We start from the raw sequence: 5,871 nt of genomic DNA, 5'->3' as shown, positions 1-5,871 counted from the left end.
GGTCTCCCAGACCCGAATCCCGGTGATGCCGCCGACTACGTCGTTCAGACTCTCCAGGTGCTGAACATTCATCGTCGACCAGACATCGATACCGGCGCTGAGCAGCTCCTCAACGTCTTGCCAGCGCTTTGGATGACGGGAGCCGACGACATTGGAGTGAGCCAGTTCGTCAATCAGGATCAAGCCCGGTTTGCGCGCGAGGGCGGCGTCCAGGTCGAATTCGGTCAGCGTACGGTTTTTGTCGACAACCTGCTTGAGCGGCAGTTGTTCAAGGCCCTCTGTCAGGGCCAGGGTCTCGGCGCGGCCGTGGGTCTCGATCACGCCGATCTGCAGGTCGATGTTCTGCACTTTTGCGGTATGGGCCGCCGCCAGCATCGCGTAGGTCTTGCCGACACCGGCACTGGCACCGAAGAAAATCTTCAGCCGACCGCGTTTGGCTTGCGCTTCTTTTTCGCGAATCTGGGCCAGTAGTTGGTCCGGGTCGGGACGTTGTTCGGCCATCAAGCCCACCGTGCGTGGATTGGCGCTCAATGCGCGGCATCGAGTGCCAGGTTCAGTGCCAGAACGTTGACTCGAGGTTCGCCAATGAACCCGAGCAGCGTGCCTTCAGATTGCTGGTTGATCAGCTGGCGAACCTGCTCGATGGGCAGGTTGCGCACCCGCGAGACTCGGCCCACCTGGTACAGCGCAGCCGCGATGCTGATGTGCGGGTCAAGACCGCTGGCAGAGCTATAGACCAGGTCGGCGGGTACCGTGGCGGTGTTTCCCGGATCGGCAGCGTGCAACGCGTCGATCCTACCCTTGATCGCATCCGCCAGTGCCGGGTTCAACGGCCCCAGGTTCGAGCCTCCCGAGGCCAGCGGGTTATAGGCCATGGGGCTGGTGGCTGAAGGGCGGCTCCAGAAATACTTCGGATCACTGAAACCCTGACCGATCAACAGCGAGCCCACGGTTTTGCCGTCTCTTTCGATCAGGCTGCCCGCTGCCTGATGGGGAAATACCAGCCTGGCGATTCCGGTGGTGACCAGCGGATAAGCCAAACCGGTGAGCAGTGACAGTGCAATCAGTAGGGTCAACGCCGGACGCAGCAGAGATAGCATAGCCGTTCTCCCTCAAGTCAGACCGACAGCGGACAGCGCCATGTCGATCGCTTTTATACCAATGAATGGAACGATCACCCCACCTAGCCCGTAGATCAACAGGTTGCGACGCAGCAGCAGGGCCGCGCCGACCGGGCGGTACTTCACGCCTTTGAGCGCCAGGGGAATCAGGAAAATGATAATCAGCGCATTGAAAATCACCGCCGACAGCACCGCAGAATTCGGACTCGTCAGGCCCATGATGTTGAGTGCCGCGAGCTGTGGGTAGGTGCTGACGAAGGCCGCAGGCACGATGGCGAAATACTTGGCGATGTCGTTGGCAATCGAGAACGTGGTCAGCGAGCCACGGGTCATCAGCATCTGTTTGCCGGTTTCCACCACCTCGATCAACTTGGTCGGGTTGCTGTCCAGGTCGACCATGTTGCCGGCTTCCTTGGCCGCCTGAGTCCCGGAGTTCATCGCCACGGCGACGTCCGCCTGAGCCAGCGCCGGAGCGTCGTTGGTGCCGTCGCCGGTCATGGCTACCAGTCGACCTTCGGCCTGGTAGCTGCGGATCAGTTCTAGCTTCTGTTCAGGTGTTGCTTCCGCCAGAAAGTCATCAACACCGGCCTCGGCGGCGATGGCGGCGGCGGTGATTCGGTTGTCCCCCGTCACCATGACCGTCTTGATCCCCATGCGCCGCAGTTCGACGAAGCGCTCTTTGATCCCGCCTTTGACGATGTCCTTGAGTTCTATCACGCCCAGCACCTTGGCGCCGTCGGCCACCACCAGTGGTGTGCTGCCACGGCGTGCCACCTCTTCAATGCTGGTCTGCACTGCCTCCGGAAAACTACCTCCCAGGCTCTGGACATGCTTGAGTATGGCCTCGCCGGCGCCCTTGCGAATTTGGCGGGAGCCCATATCGACGCCGCTCATGCGGGTCTGCGCGGAAAAATGCACGAAGTGCGCGTCGAGCGCCGCGATGTCACGTTCGCGCAGGTTGAACCGCTGTTTGGCCAGCACCACGATGCTGCGCCCTTCGGGCGTTTCGTCGGCCAGCGATGCGAGCTGCGCGATATCCACCAGTTCCGCTTCCTTGACGCCTGGCGCTGGTAAAAACGCCGAGGCTTGCCGGTTGCCCAGGGTGATGGTCCCGGTCTTGTCGAGCAGCAGAACATCCACGTCACCGGCGGCCTCCACGGCCCGACCTGAGGTCGCGATCACGTTGGCTTCCATCATGCGGCTCATGCCCGCCACACCCACGGCCGACAGCAGCCCGGCGATGGTGGTGGGAATCAGGCACACGAGCAGTGAGATGAGAACGGTGATGGAGACTGGCGTCCCGGACTTGGCCACTGCGACACCGAACAGCGAGAAGGGCAGGAGCGTCACCGTCACGCCGAGGAACACGATGGTCAGCGCGACCAACAGGATCGACAGGGCGATTTCATTCGGGGTCTTCTGCCGTTTGGCGTTTTCGACCATGGCGATCATGCGGTCGACGAAGGTTTCGCCAGGGTTGGTGGTCACGCGAATGACGATCCAGTCTGAGAGCACTCGAGTCCCGCCCGTCACGGCCGAAAAATCCCCACCGCACTCGCGAATGACCGGGGCCGATTCGCCGGTAATGGCCGACTCATCCACCGAAGCGGCGCCTTCGATCACCTCGCCGTCGGCGGGGATGACCGAGTCCCCCAGATCGCCGGCTTCAACCACCACCACGTCGCCTTTGCACAGCCCGCTCGATTGCGCCAACTGCCACTGCGCGCCGTAGTGAGGCTCCAGCAGTTTCTTGGCCCAGGTTTCTTTTTTCAGGTTGCGCAGGGAGGCCGCCTGCGCCTTGCTGCGGCCCTCGGCCAGGGCTTCGGCAAAGTTGGCGAACAGCACGGTAAACCACAGCCACAAGGCGATCGCCAGGATGAAGCCAGTGCTGGCCTCACCCTTGCCGCTGAGGGCCTGAACCCAAAGGCCGGTGGTGATAATCGCGCCGATGTAGACGACGAACATCACCGGGTTGCGCCACTGGATCTTGGGGCTGAGTTTGCGCGCAGACTCGACCATGGCCGGAGTTATGAGTTTTGGGTCGAACAAGGAGAACGCTTTGCGTGTCATGTTCGTGGTCTCACTTGATCATGATGAGGTGTTCGACGACGGGCCCCAGCGCGAGCGCTGGCACATAGTTCAGCAAGCCAACCAGCAACACCGTGCCGATCAACAGAACAACGAACAGCATCCCGTGGGTGGGCATGGTGCCGCCGGTGACCGCCAGACGTTTTTTCGCCGCCAGGCTGCCAGCGACCGCCAGCACCGGTACGATGACGCCGAAGCGGCCAAACCAGCTGGCGATAGCCAGCATGATGTTGTAGAACGGGGTGTTGGCCGACAGACCGGCGAAGGCGCTGCCGTTGTTGTTGGCCGCCGAGGTGAAGGCATAAAGGATTTCCGAGAATCCATGGGCACCAGGGTTGGCGATCCCGAGCTTGCCGGCCTCGGCCATGACGGCGATGGCGGTGCCGAACAGCACCAGCAGCGGCGTCACCAGAATCGCAATGGCCACCATCTTCATCTCGTAGGCTTCAATCTTTTTGCCCAGATACTCAGGTGTGCGCCCGATCATCAGGCCGGCGATAAACACCGCGAGAATGGCGAACACCAGCATGCCGTACAGGCCAGAGCCGGTGCCGCCGAACACCACTTCACCCAACTGCATCAGCACCAGCGGCACCGCGCCGCCCAGTGGGGTGAAAGAGTCGTGCATCGCGTTGACTGCGCCGCATGAAGCCGCAGTTGTCACTGCCGCGAACAGGCTTGATGCGCTGATGCCGAAGCGCAAATCCTTGCCTTCCATGTTGCCCGCCGCCGTATCGATGCCCAGCGCTGAAAACTGTGGATTGCCCAGTTGTTCGAAATGGGTGACGGCCACCACCGCGATCACGAAGATGATCGTCATCGTCGCCAGCAGCGCCCAGCCTTGTCGTATGTCACCCACGACATGGCCGAACACAAAGCACAGCGCGGTGGGGATCAGAAAGATCGCGATCAGTTGCAGGAAGTTTGTGAGCGCTGTCGGGTTCTCGTAGGGGTGTGCCGAGTTGGCATTAAAGAAACCACCGCCATTGGTGCCGAGCATCTTGATCGCCTCTTGTGAGGCAACCGGCCCCATGGCAATCGTCTGCTTGTCGGTGCTGGCCGCCTTAGTCACCGGATTGCCTTGGGCATCGAGTGTTGGTTGGCCGGCGGCATTCAGCACTGGCGCCTGGTACTGCATGACCTCCAGTGTCGAGACGTCCTTATAGGGGTCAAGATTCTGGATCGCACCCTGGCTGACGAAGAACAACGCGAATATCAGCGACAGTGGCAATAACACCCACACGGTGACGCGGGTGAGGTCCGCCCAGGCGTTGCCAATGCTGTTCGCGCTGTGGCGTGCGAACCCTCGGATCAGGGCAATCGCCACCACAATGCCGGTGGCGGCAGACAGGAAGTTCTGCACCGTCAGCGCGAGCATCTGGGTCAGGTAACTCATCGTCGACTCGCCGCTGTAGCCTTGCCAGTCGGTGTTGGTGACAAAGCTGGCTGCGGTATTGAACGACGAGTCGGGCGTGACGGCAGCAAACCCTTGCGGGTTGAAGGGCAGGGCACCTTGCAACCGTTGCAAGGCATACACCGCCAACAACCCCAACGCGTTGAACAGGATCAGCGCGAGGGCGTATTGAAGCCAACTCATCTGCACTTCAGGCTTGACGCCGGCAAGGCGATACAGCGGCGACTCGATCCGTGAACCGAGGGCAAATCGGCCCTCCATCACAGTGGTCAGCCAACGCCCAAGAGGCCAGGCCAGAATGCCCAGCGATAGAAGAAAAGCTCCGAGTAGAACCCACGCTTGAATGGTCACAGGAAGTCCTCCGGAAACAACAGCGCGGCGACCAAGTAAACCAACAAGCCGGCCGCAACCAGGCCACCAAACAGATAGAAACCGGTCATGACCGTCTCCTGTTAAGCGCCGCACAGCCGTGCGCCAAGCCAACCAGGGTGATGAAAAACAGTGCACCGAGTACCAAATAGACGAAGTCCATGGCGTTCCCTCCAGCGATGAGGCAAGCCTAGTTGGACGCTTGGTAAGTTGTTACAAAGATTGGGGGCTAGGGAATAAAGATCTTATAAATATGCCACTCAAGGCACCCGAATCGACTACCACACGAACGGTACAAGACGATACCGGACACGTTTCTGGTATTCGGTATAACCGGACAGATTGCCGGCGAGGAAGCGCTCCTCGTCAATGAGTCGCCATATCAGAAATGGCATCATCGCGGCGAATGGTATAAACCCCCAATAGGAGCCTAGCGCTAGCGGTGTGCCGAGAAGGTAGAGGGATGCGCTCGCATACATCGGGTGGCGAACGATTGCATATGGCCCGGTCGAAATAACCTTCTGATTCTCCGCGACCTCGATCGTTGCTGAAGCGAACGTGTTTTCTTTATACACGAGGGAAATGAGATAAAAACCAATCGCAACAAGCGCGTCTCCGGCCATAACACCTACGAGTGGCAGGGTGGACCAACCCATGCGGTGGTCAACCGCTGGCACGACAAGAAGGGCTATGTATGCGCTTGAAGTACACAGCATGATGAGCTTCTGAGCTGATCTCTTTTCCGCCGTCGGACCGCCGCTCATCCGACGCTCAAGAAGCGCCGGGTCGTTTCGCATGAGATAGAACGTTATGAGGACCGATGCACCTGTGAAGATCAACAAGTACGCCCATGCTTCCCAATAATGCGCGGTCCCTGCG

At 60.2% G+C, this 5,871-nt stretch carries 5 protein-coding genes and 1 pseudogene; all 6 read right to left on the bottom strand.

What is annotated here, in order from left to right; translation table 11 throughout:
- Positions 1–501, bottom strand: a pseudogene (locus M0974_RS16980) (two-component system sensor histidine kinase KdbD); the annotation flags it as partial.
- 26 nt (positions 502–527) lie between these two features.
- Positions 528–1,100 (bottom strand): potassium-transporting ATPase subunit KdpC, encoded by a 573-nt coding sequence (gene kdpC / locus M0974_RS16975; RefSeq protein WP_297839090.1) that lies wholly within the window; start codon positions 1,098–1,100, stop codon positions 528–530.
- A gap of 12 nt (positions 1,101–1,112) precedes the next feature.
- On the bottom strand, positions 1,113–3,191 hold the full coding sequence (gene kdpB, locus M0974_RS16970; RefSeq protein ID WP_297839089.1) for a potassium-transporting ATPase subunit KdpB: 2,079 nt from the start codon (positions 3,189–3,191) through the stop codon (positions 1,113–1,115).
- Positions 3,192–3,201: 10 nt separating this feature from the next.
- Positions 3,202–4,974 (bottom strand): potassium-transporting ATPase subunit KdpA, encoded by a 1,773-nt coding sequence (kdpA, locus tag M0974_RS16965; RefSeq protein ID WP_297839086.1) that lies wholly within the window; start codon positions 4,972–4,974, stop codon positions 3,202–3,204.
- Entirely contained in the window at positions 4,971–5,063 is a 93-nt protein-coding gene (gene kdpF, locus M0974_RS16960; RefSeq protein ID WP_297839084.1) for a K(+)-transporting ATPase subunit F, read from the bottom strand. Before kdpF ends, kdpA begins: the two co-directional genes overlap by 4 nt.
- Before the next feature lie 207 nt (positions 5,064–5,270).
- Positions 5,271–5,871, bottom strand: a 601-nt coding sequence (locus M0974_RS16955; protein WP_297839081.1) for an isoprenylcysteine carboxylmethyltransferase family protein, incomplete at its 5' end; no start/stop codon positions are given.

Source organism: Pseudomonas sp. (assembly GCF_026224925.1).
GTDB lineage: Bacteria > Pseudomonadota > Gammaproteobacteria > Pseudomonadales > Pseudomonadaceae > Aquipseudomonas.
This window is presented reverse-complemented; position numbering and strand designations above follow the sequence as displayed.